The organism is Peribacillus sp. SIMBA_075 (genome assembly GCF_046534585.1).
The window spans coordinates 1-272 of record NZ_JAWRYN010000589.1 but is presented as its reverse complement, the minus strand read 5'-3'; the positions used below and the strand labels follow the sequence as shown (position 1 = coordinate 272).

Annotated in this window: 1 pseudogene; it reads left to right on the top strand. The window is 31.2% G+C overall.

Going from position 1 to position 272, the window contains the following annotated elements:
- Positions 1-182: 182 nt before the first annotated feature.
- Positions 183-272: pseudogene (locus SB775_RS29515) on the top strand (RNA polymerase sigma factor); the annotation flags it as partial.

The following is a 272-nucleotide window of genomic DNA, read 5'->3' as shown; positions in this document are numbered from 1 at the left end:
GTTGATATGAAAACAGAAGTCGTTATGATTCAAGATGTTGTGAAGGAAGCGATGAAATAATAGAATAGTATGTTGGAGAGAAGCACATCAAAATAGGTGTGCTTTTTATTTTGAAAAAAATTATAGAAAAGCTGTATACATTTTACGATCTCAAACGTTGAGTATATAGAAAGGAGAGCAGGATGAGTCATGAAACGTTTGAAACATTATTAATAGAGAAGTCAAAAGCTGTGTTTGGATACTTAATTAAGATTGGAGCAGATAGAAAAGAA